This window comes from Pantoea sp. Morm (assembly GCF_016643525.1).
In the GTDB taxonomy this organism is placed as follows: Bacteria; Pseudomonadota; Gammaproteobacteria; order Enterobacterales; family Enterobacteriaceae; genus Pantoea; species Pantoea dispersa.
This window is the reverse complement of record NZ_VOQX01000010.1, coordinates 1-14719: the sequence shown is the minus strand read 5'-3', so window position 1 is coordinate 14719 and position 14719 is coordinate 1. Positions and strand designations below refer to the sequence as shown.

The window sequence follows — 14719 nt, the reverse complement described above, 5'->3', positions numbered from 1 at the left end:
ATAACCCTTTTCCGGATCATGATTTTAACTATAATGATCCGACTGCTTATGCGGCACACCAGCAAGGTTGTGCTGCCAAACACTAAATGGAGAGGAAGAACATGAGTTATTCACTGCCATCCCTGCCGTACGCCTACGACGCACTGGAACCGCACTTCGACAAGCAGACGATGGAAATCCATCACACTAAACATCACCAGACCTACGTTAACAACGCCAACGCGGCGCTGGAAGGTACCGAATTCGCAAACCTGCCGGTTGATGAACTGATCACCAAACTGGATCAGCTGCCAGCAGACAAAAAAGGCCCACTGCGTAACAACGCTGGCGGCCACGCTAACCACAGCCTGTTCTGGAAAGGCCTGAAAACCGGCACCACGCTGCAGGGCGACCTGAAAGCAGCAATCGAAAAAGATTTCGGTAGCGTTGAGAAATTCCAGGAAGAGTTCGAGAAAGCGGCTGCGACCCGTTTTGGCTCTGGCTGGGCGTGGCTGGTGAAAAAAGGCGATAAACTGGCGGTCGTTTCAACCGCTAACCAGGACAACCCGTTGATGGGCGAAGCCATCGCTGGCGTGTCTGGTTTCCCAATCATCGGTCTGGATGTGTGGGAGCACGCTTACTATCTGAAGTATCAGAACAAGCGCCCTGACTACATCAAAGCGTTCTGGAACGTGGTGAACTGGGACGAAGCAGCGGCACGTTTCGCCTCGGCAAAATAAGTTCTGGCTTACGCTATGTGAATAACCGGTGCCTGCGTGCACCGGTTTTTTTATCGCCATCCTAAACCGCAGCTCAACAAACTCCACGTCATGACCAGGCTAAAGTGGTTATTAACGCGCCGTTGATAATTTGGGGCATACAGTAGCCTTCAGTTATCTCGCGACGTAAAAATAATCATGTCTATTATTACACATTCTGAGCCGGACTCCGTTTCGTCGGCCGCGCTGTTTATACCTTTAGTCAGTGGAAAGCTGCGGCCAAATAAGCTGTGGAATAGCCAGCAATTTCGCCTGAAATTTGCCTTAAGGTCAGCGGTATTTCCACTGACCACTTTTAATTATCTCCATCAGCTGGCCAAACTCTCTTTTCTGCCGCAGCTGTTAAGCAGCCAGGGCTTACTGCCGGCTAAGCCGCATCGCCCGTATTTGCGCGCCGGTTTCAGCGTGGCGCAGCGTGCGCAGGCGATTCTCGATCATTATCAATTGATGGACAAACTGGCGAATAATCAGCTGCGCCAGTTGCTGCTGAGCCCGACTGGTAATCTCCTTGCCCGTTTCGACGGCAAAAACGAGGAGCAGTTTGCGATTTATTGCTGCTCCGGCCATTACGACCGGGAAGGGGAAATTACGCTGCTGCTTAATTATCAGGACATGACGCTGGCCTCGCTGTCATTCTCTATTATTCAGGAGCAGCAGCAGCGCACGCTATTAATTGGGGGCTTGCAGGGGCCGCGGAAACATATTTCCAGTGACGTTATTCGCGATGCCACCAAAGCCGCGCACGGCGTATTTCCCAAGCGTCTGCTGATGGAAGCAGTATTTATTCTGGCGGCACAGTGCGGCGTACAGGCCATTACCGCCGTCGGCGATACCACCCATGTTTTCCGCAGTCTGCGCTACCGTCACAGCAAAGGTGATAAATTCTTTGCCAGCTATAGCGAGTTCTGGCTGTCACTGGGCGGGGAAATGCGGGGTGATGAGCTGTTTACGCTGCCGCTGAGCATGGCACGTAAAGATCTGGAAGAGATTGCCAGCAAGAAGCGCGCGGAGTATCGCCGCCGCTATGCCTTGCTGGATACGCTGGCGCAGCAGGTGCTGCAGGCTGCCGGGGCAGAACGCGACGTGGCCCACGCCGCGTAACGGTAATCAGAACGGCTGCTTCGCGTAGCCGGTCATCACCTTCAGCCCCATCTCGCGTCCCAGCGCGGTCATCGGGTGTACCACCACCAGGCCGCGCACGCTTTTCTTCAGCGCGCCCATGTTCGCCTGCTCTTTTTTGGTGATTTCACGGCTGAACGGCAGCTTTTTCAGCTGCTGGGCTTCTTTGCTCAGCTTCTCTTCGCGCACGTTGCGCAGACGCTCAATTTCCTGCACCAGCGTCTCTTTCTCTTTCAGCAGCGCGCCAAGCTTTTCGGCATCGCCCGCTTCAAGCAGCTGCGGTTCTTTGCGATTCAGCGCGTCCAGCTGGTCGCTGAGACGTTTAATCTCGGTTTTTTCTTGTTCTTTCATTGGGAAAACTCATTAAGGAAAACAGGCAAAGGATACATCAAATCCGCCCGCTTTTGCAGCGCAGCGACAACAGAGGCAACGGGATAATCGGGTGCAGCGCGGCGTGCGGGCAAAAAAATACCCAGCGCAAGGCTGGGTATTGGCTGGAATTACAGAATGAAGCGGCTGAGATCTTCGTCGGCCACCAGTTCATCCAGATGCTGACCAACGTATTCGGCATCGATGGTGATCGATTCGCCGTGGCGATCGCTGGCGTCGTAGGAGATATCTTCCATCAGACGCTCCAGCACGGTGTGCAGACGACGTGCACCGATGTTCTCGGTGGTTTCGTTCACCTGCCACGCCGCTTCGGCGATGCGACGGATGCCGTCTTCAGTGAATTCAACGTTAACGCCTTCGGTGCCCATCAGCGCTTTGTACTGTACGGTCACGGACGCGTTCGGCTCGGTCAGGATGCGTTCGAAATCATTGACCGTCAGCGCCTGCAGCTCAACGCGAATCGGCAGACGACCCTGCAGCTCCGGAATCAGATCCGACGGGCTGGCCACCTGGAACGCACCGGAGGCGATAAACAGGATATGGTCGGTTTTGACCATGCCGTGTTTGGTGGACACGGTGCAGCCTTCCACCAGCGGCAGCAGATCGCGCTGTACGCCTTCACGTGACACATCCGGGCCCGACGACTGGCCGCCGCGCTTACAGATTTTGTCGATTTCGTCGATGAACACGATACCGTGCTGTTCAACCGCGTCGATGGCGTCCTGCTTCAGCTCTTCCGGATTCACCAGCTTGGCCGCTTCTTCTTCAATCAGCAGCTTCATCGCATCTTTGATTTTCAGCTTACGCGGTTTCTGCTTCTGGCCGCCGAGGTTCTGGAACATCGACTGCAGCTGGCTGGTCATCTCTTCCATGCCCGGAGGCGCCATGATTTCAACGCCCATCGGCGCAGCAGCCAGATCGATCTCAATCTCTTTGTCATCCAGCTGGCCTTCGCGCAGTTTTTTGCGGAACGACTGGCGGGCAGCGGACGGCTCAGCGCTCTGCTCCGGCTGGCCCCAGTTGTTTTTCGCTGGCGGGATCAGCACATCCAGAATGCGATCTTCTGCCATCTCTTCGGCGCGATATTTGTTTTTCTCGATCGCCTGGCTGCGCACCATCTTGATGGCGGAGTCCGTCAGATCGCGAATAATCGAATCCACTTCTTTCCCGACATAGCCCACTTCGGTGAATTTGGTGGCTTCAACTTTGATGAACGGCGCATTGGCCAGCTTCGCCAGACGGCGGGCGATTTCGGTTTTACCGACGCCGGTCGGGCCGATCATCAGGATGTTTTTTGGGGTCACTTCATGGCGCAGCTCTTCGTCAAGCTGCATGCGGCGCCAGCGGTTACGCAGCGCAATGGCGACCGCTTTTTTGGCGCCGTCCTGGCCGATGATGAAGCGGTTAAGCTCGCTGACAATCTCGCGTGGAGTCATCTCAGACATGGTTTTGGTCCTTACGCCTTAGACGGTAATTCTTCGTAGTTAATGTTGTGGTTGGTGTAGATGCAGATATCACCGGCGATATTCAGCGCTTTGGCTACGATATCGTGCGCACCCATCTCCGTGTTCTCCAGCAGCGCGCGGGCGGCTGCCTGGGCGTAAGGCCCGCCGGAACCGATGGCAATCAGGTCATTTTCCGGCTGAATCACGTCACCGTTACCGCTGATGATCAGAGAGGAGTTCTCATCGGCAACCGCCAGCAGCGCTTCAAGGCGGCGCAGCATCCGGTCAGTACGCCAGTCTTTCGCCAGTTCGACCGCGGCTTTCACCAGATGGCCCTGATGCATCTCCAGTTTGCGTTCGAACAGTTCAAACAGGGTAAAGGCATCTGCGGTGCCGCCAGCAAAGCCCGCGATCACTTTGTCGTTGTAAAGACGACGCACCTTTTTAACATTGCCTTTCATTACGGTATTGCCGAGCGTCGCCTGGCCATCACCGCCGATCACGACCCGGCCGTTGCGTCGTACACTTACTATTGTTGTCACGGGCAGACCCCTTGTTGCAGTGGAAAAAAGACACCGCGCAGCGGGCGCGGCGTATCATGCAACCAGATATGGGGTAATCCTGTGGGGTTTCAACCCCCGGCAATATCTGATGCTGCAAATTGCCGGGGGCGAGCAGGGAGGGTTAAGGCAGGGCGAGCGGGATACAGCTGCTGTGGCCGGAGCTGTGCAGGCGCTTCACGGTGCTGTCTGCGCTGCTGCGGTCTTTAAACGGCCCAATCACCACGCGATTCCAGCCGCCGCCAGTCGTGATGCGGCTTTCGAAACCTTCAAACGCCAGACCGGCGCGTACCGATTCCGCCTGATCGGTGCCTTTAAACGAGCCACACTGCACCATCCAGCGCTGGGTGCTCGCTTTCTCTTCCGTTTTGGCTTTGGCGCTCTCCTGCGGCTTCGCCGGCTCGCGAGTGATCGGCGCGGCCTGTTGCTGCTGCTGGCGTGCCGCCTGCTGCTGCAATTCCTGCTGGCGCTGCTGCTGCAACTGTTGCTGACGCTGCTGCTGCTGTAACTGCTGCTGCTGACGCTGCAACTGCTGTTGTTGCTGTTGTGCCTGCTGCTGACGCTGCAGCGTTTGCTGGCGCTGAGCCGGGGTTTGTTCGTTCCACGGCACTTCATTCAGCTGGGTCGGCTGCTGGCGCATATCGGCCTGCATCTGCTCCAGCAGCTGACGCTGTTCGTCGGTCAGCTGGGTTTGCGACTTGATTTCGCCACCGGCAGACGGCTCGGTGGGCGACGGCACGGTCACCTGACGATTTTCCAGCTCTTTGATGTACTTCCAGCGCTCTTCCGGCTTCGGCGGCAGGCCATTACCGTTGGCTTTATGATTCGGAATCACCGGTGTTTCTTCTTTTTTGTGATGCGAGATGAACCATAAACCACCGGCAAAGGTCACCAGCACTGCCACGGCCAGTACTATCATCAGCTTTGAAGTGCCGGAGCCGCCTTTGCTTTTCTTGCTGCGGCCTGCGGGTTTTTTGCGACGCGTCCCTGTTGAACGCCCGCGGCCTACGTAATCTCTCTGTGCCACTTTCGTTCTGATACCCTTCAAAAAAATGCCACTGGGCGTGTAAATGGGGTGTTAATTTTGCCCGGCAAGGAATGCGTCATGTTACTCAAGGGCTGGAACTTTGACCAGCACAGTCTGCCTTCAGAATCTGCTGAAAATGCAGGGTTCCCGCATTCATTTTTCGCGTTTTGCTGCCGGTGCGGTACTGCCGCGGACGCGGAGTTCGGCGTCGAGCAGGCGTGAACCGTTATTGACCCGTTTGCCCTGCAGTTCATCCAGCAGCAGCAGCATCGCTTCGCGGCCAATGGCAAAACGCGGCTGTGCCACGGTGGTCAGGGGCGGATCGTAGTATTGCGCCAGCTCGATATCATCAAAGCCGACCACCGACAGATCCTGCGGAATACGCATTCCCAGCTTACGCGCCTGGTTCATCGCGCCCAGCGCCATCAGATCGCTATGGCAGAACAGGGCTTTCGGCGGCTGCGGCAGGCTCATCAGCTGCTTCAGCGCGCTGGCACCGGCTTCAAAGGTGAAGTCGCCGTGCACAATCAGCGTGGGATCGATGGCGATATTGCTGCGGCGCAGCGCCTGGATGTAGCCCTGCAACCGATACTGGCTGAGCGGGATATGTTCCGGTCCGGTGATGCAGGCGATCTGCCGATGGCCCAGCTGTAACAGATGATTCACCGCTTCAAAGGCCGCGGTCAGGTTATCGATATGCACCGTGGGCAGCGCCATCTCCGGCGCGAACTCGTTGCCCATCACCATCGGCGGCAGATTACGCTGATCTTCAATACCGGCGTCAAACGGCAGCTGCGAACCCAGCAGTACCATGCCGTCAATCTGGCGCGTCAGCATCAGGTTAAGGAAGGTTTTCTCCTGCTGATCCTGATGCGCGCAGTCACCAATCAGCACCAGATAGCCTTCCTGCGCGGCGGTCACTTCCACGCCGCGGATAATCTCGCTGAAGAAAGGGTCACAGATGTCCGGCACAATCACCAGAATAGTTTGCGTGTCGCCGCGTTTGGCGTTGCGCGCCAGACCGTGCGGCGCATAGCCGACGGCCTGCACCGCCTGTTCCACTTTCTGCCGGGTCGCGGCGGAGACTTTTTCCGGATTCATCAGCGCGCGCGAAACCGTGGCGGTGGAGACGCCAGCCTGCTCGGCCACATCTTTCATGGTGGCTGCCGATGAGGGTTGCTTCTGATCCAACGTTAACTCCTGACGCGGTACAGCGCATAGATATTCACACATAGCCGGCCCAGTGCCGGAACGGGCACTATTGTTAACCCAACGCCGTGTGAGGTTGTTACTTAATTTGCATAAAAATTGTGACTTGTGCGACTTTTTTCGATCTGGCTCGCAGATGTGGCGCGGCTTAACTCTCGGTGGGGTCGATATCCAGCGTCCATTTGACTTTGCGCGCGGCGGGCAGGGTGGTGACCAGCGGCAGTGAACTGCTCAGCAACTGCTGCAGCCGCTTGCGCGACGGATGCTGTAGCAGCAGTTGCCAGCGCCAGCGTCCGCTGCGCTTCGGTGCCAGCGCCGGCACCGGCCCCATAAGCCACATCGCCCCATCTTTGAGCGGGCTGGCTTCCAGCAGGTTACGCAGCTGAGTAAGGAACTCCGCCGCCTGCGCGTTATCCAGATCTTCAGCGCGAAACAGTGCGTGGCTGGTCCACGGCGGCAGCTGCACTGACTGGCGCTCCAGCAGCGTCTGATCGGCAAACGCAAAATAGCCGCGATGCAGCAGCGTTTGCAGCAGTGGATGCTCCGGATGGTGCGTCTGTAGTAACACTTCACCCTGCTTACCGGCGCGGCCGGCGCGGCCGGCGACCTGTGTGTAGAGCTGGGCAAAGCGCTCGGCGGCACGGAAATCGGCGGAAAACAGCGCGCCATCGACATCCAGCAGCGATACCAGCGTCACGTCCGGGAAGTGATGGCCTTTGGCCAGCATCTGCGTGCCGACCAGAATGCGCGCTCCGCCGCGATGCACATCGGCCAGATGCTGTTCCAGCGCGCCTTTGCGACTGGTGGTGTCGCGATCGATGCGCGACACCGGCACGCCAGGAAACAGCGTGCTGAGCTGCTGCTCCAGCTGTTCCGTGCCCACGCCGACCGGCAGCAGATGGGTTGAACCGCAGCCCGGACACTGATGCGGCAGCGGACGCTGGCTGTCGCAGTGGTGACAGCGCAGCTGACGATGCTGCTGATGCAGCGTGTAATAACTGTCGCAGCGCTGGCACTCCGCCAGCCAGCCGCAGTCGTGGCACATCAGCGCCGGCGAAAAGCCGCGGCGATTGAGAAACAGCAGAACCTGATTATCCGCCTGCAGGTGCTGGCGCATCTTGCCCAGCAGCGCCGGCGCAAGACCGCCTTTCAGTTGCTGTCCCTTGAGATCGATTAGCTGCTGCAGCGCCGGTTTGGCGTTACCGGCACGTTTGGTCAGGTTGAGCTGGCGATATTTACCGACACGCACGTTGTGCAGCGTCTCCAGCGCCGGCGTCGCCGAGCCCATCACAATCGGCACATCTTCTTCGTGAGCGCGGAATACCGCCAGATCGCGCGCCTGGTAGCGCCAGCCTTCCTGCTGTTTGTAGGAGCTGTCGTGTTCTTCATCAATGATGATCACGCCCGGCCGCGCCAGCGGTGTGAACAGCGCGGATCGTGTGCCGATGACGATGGCGGTCTCGCCGCTGCGCGCGCGCAACCAGACCGCCAGACGCTCGCTGTCATTGAGCGCCGAGTGCAGCACATCAATCGGCGCATCGAAGCGTTCACGGAAACGGGCGATAGTTTGCGGCGTCAGGCCAATTTCCGGCACCAGCACCAGCGCCTGTTTGCCGCGCGCCAGCACATTCTCCAGCACGCTGAGATAGACCTCGGTTTTACCCGATCCGGTAATGCCTGCCAGCAGCCACGCGGCGTAATGTTCGTCCTCGCTGCGAATGGCGCCCACCGCCATCGCCTGATCGGTATTCAGCCGCAGCCGTTCACCTTTCACCGCGAAACTGGTGCGCCAGTCGTGCTGCTGTGGCGCATGTTCGCGCAGGTCGCACAGGCCTTTGGCACGCAGCGCCTGCAGCGCGGCATCGGTAAAATCCTGCTCGCCGATCTGATGCCGATACAGCGGCCGCTGACGCAACGCCGCCAGCGCCTGCTGCTGTTTCGGCGCGCGCTTCAGGCTTTCCAGCGCCACTTCGCGCCCGGCTTCGTTCACCACCCACTGCCACAGCGGCGCTTCCTGGGCCGGTTTGCCCTGACGCAGCAGTACCGGCAGCGCGTGGCTGAGCACTTCGCCGAGCGGAGAGTGATAGTAACCGGCGGCCCAGTTGAGGATGCGCCACAGCGCCGGCGAAAACAGCGAGCGGTCATCGAGTAACGCATCAATCTGTTTCAGCTGGGCAAGGGGGAGATCGCTGGTGGCGCGCGTGCTAACCACGATGCCCGTCATTTTCCGGTTGCCGAACGGTACGCTCACGCGCGCGCCGGCCACCGGCTGCGGCGCATCGGCGGGCAGCAGGTAGTCAAACAGGCGAGGCAGCGGAACGGGCAGGGCAACCTGAACAACGGGCATGTCGATCTCTATCCGGTTCTGTAAAAAGGAGAAGTAGTGTACACGCTGGCGTCACCCCCGTCATACTTCAGCGCGCGGCGGCGCTGGCTGCAGGCGTTTACCCGGCATGGCAGAGCACGGCGCATTGCGCGGATTTGATCAATGCGCTCATTTTCTGTATACTATGCCGCCTTTGATGAGATGACTCGTCAAAGATACACCATTTATTAACCGCGTGTGGTGCTGTGCAGGTTCGCCTGGCACGGAGAGCGACACGGCCTTTTATGAGGTTCTCCCATGAAACAAGGTATTCACCCGAAATACGAAGCTGTGACCATCACCTGCTCTTGCGGCAACGTGATCAACACCCGTTCAACCATGACTGGTACCCTGAACCTGGACGTGTGCGGCAAATGCCACCCGTTCTACACCGGTAAGCAGCGTGTTGTTGACTCTGGTGGTCGTGTTGATCGCTTCAACAAGCGTTTCAGCATCCCAGGCAGCAAGAAATAAGATTATTTGCCGGCGAATCTTCACGATTCGGTTGCAAGAAAAAACCCAGCCTCGGCTGGGTTTTTTTATTTCTGGCCTCAGTATTCCCAGCTGTCGGGATCGATGCCCATCTCACGCATAATCTGTTTTGCTTCTTCCGGAATCTCGTCGCTGCGCTCTTTACGCAGATCAACATCATTCGGCAGCGGTTGCCCGGTGAAGGCATGCAAAAAGGCTTCGCACAGCAGTTCGCTGTTGGTGGCGTGACGCAGATTGTTCACCTGACGGCGGGTACGCTCATCCGTTAAAATCTTCAGCACTTTCAGCGGGATAGAAACTGTAATCTTCTTAACCTGCTCGCTCTTCTTACCGTGTTCAGCGTAAGGGCTGATATATTCGCCGTTCCATTCAGCCATGGGTTACCTTAATCAATAAAAAGTTGAATATGGGGAAATCCGTTGATTATGCCCGATTTTTCGATGCCTGACCGCTTAAACTGCCGGTTTTATGCTTACACATCGCGTTTCACAGGAAAGCGCGCTGAACACCAGGCGATGACGCGTAATTTTAGCGGGTATTGCGGCTTTGCTCAATCTATACGCAAAGACATTTAGATGTCCAGATGTATTGACGTCCAGTTGCGGAGTGTTATTCTGTTGCCACTTTTTTATTACACTTCAGGAACAGTAAGCACCATGACGCGTAAACAGGCAACCATCGCAGTACGCAGCGGTTTGAATGATGACGAGCAATATGGCTGCGTTGTCCCACCGATTCACCTCTCCAGCACCTATAACTTCCTCGATTTCAACGAGCCGCGCGCGCATGACTATTCACGCCGTGGTAACCCGACGCGCGATGTGGTCCAGCGCGCGCTGGCTGAGCTGGAAGGGGGTGCGGGCGCGGTGCTGACCAACACCGGGATGTCGGCGATTCATCTGGTGACGACGGTGTTCCTGAAGCCAGGCGATCTGCTGGTGGCGCCGCACGACTGCTACGGCGGCAGCTATCGTCTGTTTGACAGCCTGAGCAAGCGCGGCGCTTACCGCGTGAAGTTTGTCGATCAGGGCGATGAAGCGGCGCTGGCGGCGGCGCTGGCGGAAAAACCAAAGCTGGTGCTGGTCGAAAGCCCGAGCAATCCGCTGCTGCGCGTAGTGGACATTGCGGCCATCTGCGCCGCCGCGCGTGCTGCCGGTGCGGTGAGCGTAGTGGACAACACCTTCCTCAGCCCGGCGCTGCAGAACCCGCTGGCGCTGGGTGCCGATCTGGTGATCCACTCCTGCACCAAATACCTGAACGGTCACTCGGACGTGGTGGCCGGTGCGGTTATCGCTAAAGATCCGGCGCTGGTCACGGAACTCGCCTGGTGGGCGAATAACATTGGTGTCACCGGCGCGGCGTTTGACAGCTATCTGCTGCTGCGCGGCCTGCGCACCCTGGCACCGCGCATGGCGGCGGCGCAGCGTAACGCTCTGGCGATTGTTGATTACCTGAAGCAACAACCGCTGGTGAAAAAGCTGTATCATCCGTCTCTGCCAGAGAATGCCGGCCACCAGTTTGCCGCGCGTCAGCAGCGCGGTTTTGGCGCGATGCTCAGTTTTGAACTCGACGCCGATGAGGCGCGGCTGCGCCGCTTCCTGAAAGCGCTGCAGCTGTTTACGCTGGCGGAGTCGCTGGGCGGCGTGGAAAGTCTGATTTCGCACACCGCCACCATGACGCACGCCGGCATGTCGGCGGACGCGCGTGCCGCAGCGGGCATTTCCGACTCGCTGCTGCGTATTTCTGTCGGAATTGAAGATCACGAAGATTTAATCGCCGACCTGGATAATGCATTCAGGATCGCAGCCGAGGGGTAACCATGACGATTTCAGCAGGCGCGGGAACGCCGATCAAGCAGTTGCATAAATTTGGTGGCAGTAGCCTGGCCGACGCGCGCTGTTATCAGCGCGTCGCCGGTATCATGGCCGATTACAGCCAGCCGGGCGACTTAATGGTGGTCTCTGCCGCTGGCAGCACCACTAACCAGCTGATTAGCTGGCTCAAGCTGAGCCAGAGCGATCGCTTATCGGCCCATCAGGTGCAACAGGCGTTACGCCGTTTTCACAGCGAGCTGATCGCTGCACTGCTGCCTGCTGAATATGCAGAAACCCTGACCGCAGCCTTCATCCGCGATCTTGAACGCCTGGCTGCGCTGCTCGACGGCGCCATCACCGATGCGGTGTACGCCGAAGTGGTCGGCCACGGCGAAATCTGGTCGGCGCGCCTGATGGCGGCGGTGCTCAGCCAGCGTGATATCGAAGCGGCGTGGCTGGACGCACGCGACTTCCTGCGTGCCGAACGTGCGGCACAGCCGCAGGTAGATGAAGGCAAATCCTGGCCGCTGCTGCAGGCGCTGCTGGCGCAGCATCCGCATAAGCGTCTGGTGGTCACTGGCTTTATCAGCCGCAGCGAAGCGGGCGAAACCGTGCTGCTCGGCCGTAACGGCTCTGACTACTCGGCAACGCAGATTGGCGCGCTGGCGGGCGTGAACCGCGTCACCATCTGGAGCGACGTGGCTGGCGTTTACAGCGCGGACCCGCGCAAGGTCTCCGATGCCTGCCTGCTGCCGCTGCTGCGGCTGGATGAGGCCAGCGAGCTGGCCCGACTGGCGGCGCCGGTGCTGCACACGCGTACGCTGCAGCCGGTCTCCAATAGCGACATCGATTTACAGCTGCGCTGCAGCTATCAGCCGGAGCAGGGCTCAACGCGCATTGAGCGCGTGCTGGCATCCGGTACCGGCGCGCGCATTGTCACCAGCCACGACGATGTCTGCCTGGTTGAGATTCAGATTCCTGATAGCCACGATTTTGCCACCCAGCAGAAAGAGATCGATCTGCTGCTGAAGCGCGCGCAGCTGCGTCCGCTGGCGATGGGTATCCATCCGGATCGTCGCCTGCTGCAGCTGTGTTACACCTCGGAAGTGGTCAACAGCGCCTTTAACCTGCTGCAGGACGCGGCGCTGCCCGGTCATCTGCAGCTGCGCGACGGTCTGGCGCTGGTGGCGCTGGTCGGTGCTGGCGTAACGCGTAATCCGCTGCACAGCCATCGCTTCTGGCAGCAGATCAAAGACCAGCCGGTCGAATTCGTCTGGCAGTCAGAAGATCACATCAGCCTGGTGGCGGTGCTGCGCGTCGGACCGACCCAGCACCTGATTCAGGGACTGCACCAGTCGCTGTTCCGCGCCGAGAAGCGCATCGGCCTGATTCTGTTTGGCAAAGGTAATATCGGTTCACGCTGGCTGGAGCTGTTCGCGCGCGAGCAGGAGACGCTGTCGGCGCGTACCGGGTTCGAGTTTGTGCTGGCGGGCGTGGCGGACAGTAGCCGCAGCCTGCTGAGCTATGACGGCCTCGACGCCAGCCGGGCGCTGGCCTTCTTTGATGATGAAGCGGAAGCGCGCGACGAAGAGTCGCTGTTCCTGTGGATGCGCGCGCACCCGTTTGACGATCTGGTGGTGCTCGACGTCACCGCCAGTGATTCGCTGGCGCAGCAGTATCACGATTTTGCCAGCCACGGCTTCCACGTCATCAGCGCCAACAAAGTGGCCGGCGCTGCCAGCGGCCAGAGCTGGCGTCAGGTACGCGATGCCTTCGCCAAAACCGGTCGCCACTGGCTGTATAACGCGACCGTGGGTGCCGGATTGCCGGTCAATCACACGGTGCGCGACCTGCGCGAAAGCGGCGACAGCATTCTGGCGATCAGCGGTATCTTCTCCGGCACGCTGTCGTGGCTGTTCCTGCAGTTTGACGGCACGGTGCCGTTCAGCGAGCTGGTCGATCAGGCGTGGCAGCAGGGCTTAACCGAGCCCGACCCGCGCGTCGATCTCTCCGGTCAGGACGTGATGCGCAAACTGGTGATTCTGGCGCGCGAAGCCGGTTACGACATCGAACCGGATCAGGTGCGGGTTGAATCGCTGGTGCCGTCACAGTGCGAAGGCGAATCCATCGACCACTTCTTTGAAAACGCTGACGAGCTGAACGAGCAGATGCTGCAGCGCTTCGAAGCCGCACAGGAGATGGGTCTGGTGCTGCGCTACGTGGCGCGTTTCGATGCCAACGGTAAAGCGCGCGTCGGCGTGGAAGCGGTGCGTCCGGAGCATCCGCTGGCGGCGCTGCTGCCGTGCGATAACGTGTTTGCCATTGAAAGCCGCTGGTATCGCGACAATCCGCTGGTGATCCGCGGGCCGGGCGCCGGCCGGGATGTCACCGCCGGTGCGCTCCAGTCTGATATCAATCGTCTCGCCCAACTGCTGTAAACCTGCTGCGCAGACGGCGTCCGCTGTCTGCGTTTTTCCCTCTGCTTCCCCCCGTCAGGTGAATCCCTTTCACTTTGGTTGAATATTTGTCACGCCCGGCAAGCAATTTTATGTTGACGCTAAGCTGAAGATCGTTCATTTTGTGCATCTGGACGTCTAAACGTATGGATGTTCGCGGTTCGCAAATTAATCGATATGTGATGATGAGGTAACAGGATGAGTTTCTTTCATGCCAATCAGCGCGAAGCGCTGAACCAGAGCCTGGCTGAGCTGAACGGGCAAATTAATGTCTCTTTTGAGTTTTTCCCGCCCCGCACCAGCGAAATGGAAGCAACCCTGTGGAACTCCATCGACCGCCTGAGCAGCCTGAAACCCAAATTCGTCTCGGTCACTTACGGAGCCAACTCCGGCGAGCGCGACCGCACTCACAGCATCATCAAAGGCATTAAAGAGCGCACCGGACTGGAAGCGGCACCGCACCTCACCTGTATTGATGCGACGCGCGATGAACTGCGCGCCATTGCGCGTGACTACTGGAATAACGGCATTCGCCATATCGTGGCGCTGCGCGGCGATTTACCACCGGGCGGCGGCAAACCGGACATGTACGGCAGCGATCTGGTGTCGCTGCTGAAAGAGGTCGGTGATTTCGACATCTCGGTAGCGGCCTATCCCGAAGTGCATCCGGAAGCGAAGAGTGCGCAGGCGGATCTGATCAACCTGAAGCGAAAAATAGATGCCGGCGCCAGTCGCGCGATCACCCAGTTTTTCTTCGACGTGGAGAGCTATCTGCGCTTTCGCGATCGCTGCGTGGCTACCGGTATCGACGTGGAGATCGTGCCGGGCATTCTGCCGGTCTCTAACTTTAAACAGCTGCAGCGTTTCGCCACCATGACCAACGTGCGCGTACCGGGCTGGATGAACGCCATGTTTGACGGGCTGGATGATGATGCGGAGACGCGCAAAATGGTCGGTGCCAATATCGCCATGGACATGGTGAAAATTCTGTCGCGCGAAGGGGTGAAGGACTTTCATTTCTACACGCTAAACCGCGCCGAGATGAGCTACGCCATCTGCCACACGCTGGGTGTTCGCCCGACGC

13 protein-coding genes are annotated in these 14719 nt (G+C 58.7%); 6 read left to right on the top strand and 7 right to left on the bottom strand.

Annotation, left to right across the window (positions count from 1 at the left end; translation table 11 throughout):
• The first annotated feature begins 101 nt into the window (after positions 1 to 101).
• Both sodA and FT726_RS05635 read left to right on the top strand, forming a co-directional pair.
• Positions 102 to 719: a superoxide dismutase [Mn] gene (sodA, locus tag FT726_RS05640; protein WP_021506845.1), complete on the top strand. Its 618-nt coding sequence runs from the start codon at positions 102 to 104 to the stop codon at positions 717 to 719.
• Positions 720 to 896: 177 nt separating this feature from the next.
• The gene (locus FT726_RS05635) at positions 897 to 1859 is read left to right on the top strand and encodes a VirK/YbjX family protein (protein ID WP_132466969.1); all 963 of its coding nucleotides are present in this window, start codon (positions 897 to 899) and stop codon (positions 1857 to 1859) included.
• 6 nt (positions 1860 to 1865) lie between these two features.
• On the opposite strand, the gene FT726_RS05630 is transcribed toward FT726_RS05635, so the two are convergent.
• From FT726_RS05630 to priA, 6 genes are all read right to left on the bottom strand, one after another.
• The gene (locus FT726_RS05630) at positions 1866 to 2228 is read right to left on the bottom strand and encodes a YibL family ribosome-associated protein (RefSeq protein WP_346302554.1); all 363 of its coding nucleotides are present in this window, start codon (positions 2226 to 2228) and stop codon (positions 1866 to 1868) included.
• A 149-nt stretch (positions 2229 to 2377) separates the two neighbouring features.
• Positions 2378 to 3712, bottom strand: a complete 1335-nt coding sequence (gene hslU / locus FT726_RS05625) for an HslU--HslV peptidase ATPase subunit (RefSeq protein ID WP_021506842.1) — start codon at positions 3710 to 3712, stop codon at positions 2378 to 2380.
• Between the two features lie 11 nt (positions 3713 to 3723).
• On the bottom strand, positions 3724 to 4254 hold the full coding sequence (gene hslV / locus FT726_RS05620; protein ID WP_031279590.1) for an ATP-dependent protease subunit HslV: 531 nt from the start codon (positions 4252 to 4254) through the stop codon (positions 3724 to 3726).
• 142 nt (positions 4255 to 4396) lie between these two features.
• Entirely contained in the window at positions 4397 to 5299 is a 903-nt protein-coding gene (gene ftsN / locus FT726_RS05615) for a cell division protein FtsN (protein ID WP_072209006.1), read from the bottom strand.
• A gap of 153 nt (positions 5300 to 5452) precedes the next feature.
• On the bottom strand, positions 5453 to 6532 hold the full coding sequence (cytR, locus tag FT726_RS05610) for a DNA-binding transcriptional regulator CytR (RefSeq protein ID WP_370445720.1): 1080 nt from the start codon (positions 6530 to 6532) through the stop codon (positions 5453 to 5455).
• A gap of 124 nt (positions 6533 to 6656) precedes the next feature.
• Positions 6657 to 8855 (bottom strand): primosomal protein N', encoded by a 2199-nt coding sequence (gene priA / locus FT726_RS05605; RefSeq protein WP_288420875.1) that lies wholly within the window; start codon positions 8853 to 8855, stop codon positions 6657 to 6659.
• A 276-nt stretch (positions 8856 to 9131) separates the two neighbouring features.
• On the opposite strand from priA, the gene rpmE reads away from it, so the two are divergent.
• Complete coding sequence (rpmE, locus tag FT726_RS05600; RefSeq protein ID WP_021506837.1) at positions 9132 to 9347, top strand: 50S ribosomal protein L31; 216 nt, start codon at positions 9132 to 9134, stop codon at positions 9345 to 9347.
• A 77-nt stretch (positions 9348 to 9424) separates the two neighbouring features.
• On the opposite strand, the gene metJ is transcribed toward rpmE, so the two are convergent.
• Entirely contained in the window at positions 9425 to 9742 is a 318-nt protein-coding gene (metJ, locus tag FT726_RS05595) for a met regulon transcriptional regulator MetJ (protein WP_007885403.1), read from the bottom strand.
• 279 nt (positions 9743 to 10021) lie between these two features.
• Between metJ and metB the strand changes: the two genes are divergently transcribed.
• From metB to metF, 3 genes are all read left to right on the top strand, one after another.
• On the top strand, positions 10022 to 11182 hold the full coding sequence (metB, locus tag FT726_RS05590; RefSeq protein WP_021506836.1) for a cystathionine gamma-synthase: 1161 nt from the start codon (positions 10022 to 10024) through the stop codon (positions 11180 to 11182).
• Positions 11183 to 11184: 2 nt separating this feature from the next.
• Positions 11185 to 13617, top strand: coding sequence for a bifunctional aspartate kinase/homoserine dehydrogenase II (locus FT726_RS05585; RefSeq protein ID WP_021506835.1), 2433 nt, complete (start codon positions 11185 to 11187; stop codon positions 13615 to 13617).
• A 216-nt stretch (positions 13618 to 13833) separates the two neighbouring features.
• A partial coding sequence (gene metF / locus FT726_RS05580; RefSeq protein WP_346302553.1) for a methylenetetrahydrofolate reductase occupies positions 13834 to 14719 on the top strand: 886 nt, incomplete at its 3' end.

Coding starts and splice junctions, on each gene's coding strand:
- metJ (WP_007885403.1), bottom strand. CDS start 9,742: ATGGCTGAATGGAACGGCGAATATATCAGCCCTTACGCTGAACACGGT.
- metB (WP_021506836.1), top strand. CDS start 10,022: ATGACGCGTAAACAGGCAACCATCGCAGTACGCAGCGGTTTGAATGAT.
- rpmE (WP_021506837.1), top strand. CDS start 9,132: ATGAAACAAGGTATTCACCCGAAATACGAAGCTGTGACCATCACCTGC.
- FT726_RS05585 (WP_021506835.1), top strand. CDS start 11,185: ATGACGATTTCAGCAGGCGCGGGAACGCCGATCAAGCAGTTGCATAAA.
- FT726_RS05635 (WP_132466969.1), top strand. CDS start 897: ATGTCTATTATTACACATTCTGAGCCGGACTCCGTTTCGTCGGCCGCG.
- FT726_RS05630 (WP_346302554.1), bottom strand. CDS start 2,228: ATGAAAGAACAAGAAAAAACCGAGATTAAACGTCTCAGCGACCAGCTG.
- cytR (WP_370445720.1), bottom strand. CDS start 6,532: ATGTGTGAATATCTATGCGCTGTACCGCGTCAGGAGTTAACGTTGGAT.
- priA (WP_288420875.1), bottom strand. CDS start 8,855: ATGCCCGTTGTTCAGGTTGCCCTGCCCGTTCCGCTGCCTCGCCTGTTT.
- hslU (WP_021506842.1), bottom strand. CDS start 3,712: ATGTCTGAGATGACTCCACGCGAGATTGTCAGCGAGCTTAACCGCTTC.
- sodA (WP_021506845.1), top strand. CDS start 102: ATGAGTTATTCACTGCCATCCCTGCCGTACGCCTACGACGCACTGGAA.